The organism is Alkalibacterium sp. s-m-28 (genome assembly GCF_054658175.1).
In genome coordinates, this window is sequence record NZ_BAAGIQ010000379.1 from 1 (window position 1) to 264 (window position 264).

The window sequence follows — 264 nt, forward strand, 5'->3', positions numbered from 1 at the left end:
CTGATTAAAAGTCAGTTGCTCTACCAACTGAGCTAACGGCTCATGGATCTATGGAGGTTAACGGGCTCGAACCGCTGACCCTCTGCTTGTAAGGCAGATGCTCTCCCAACTGAGCTAAACCTCCATTTTAAAAAAATAAAAGAGCTGCACGGCAACGTCCTGCTTTCACAAAGGGAAACCCTTCACTATCCTCGGCGCTGGGAAGCTTAACGGCTGTGTTCGGAATGGGAACAGGTGGATCCTTCCCGCCATCGTCACCGCACA

General features: G+C 50.8%; 1 tRNA gene and 1 rRNA gene. Both read right to left on the bottom strand.

Annotation, left to right across the window (positions count from 1 at the left end):
• Positions 1 to 51 precede the first annotated feature (51 nt).
• A tRNA-Val gene (locus ACYQ4S_RS12690) sits at positions 52 to 124 on the bottom strand.
• 22 nt (positions 125 to 146) lie between these two features.
• Positions 147 to 262 (bottom strand): 5S ribosomal RNA (gene rrf / locus ACYQ4S_RS12695).
• Between the last annotated feature and the right edge of the window lie 2 nt (positions 263 to 264).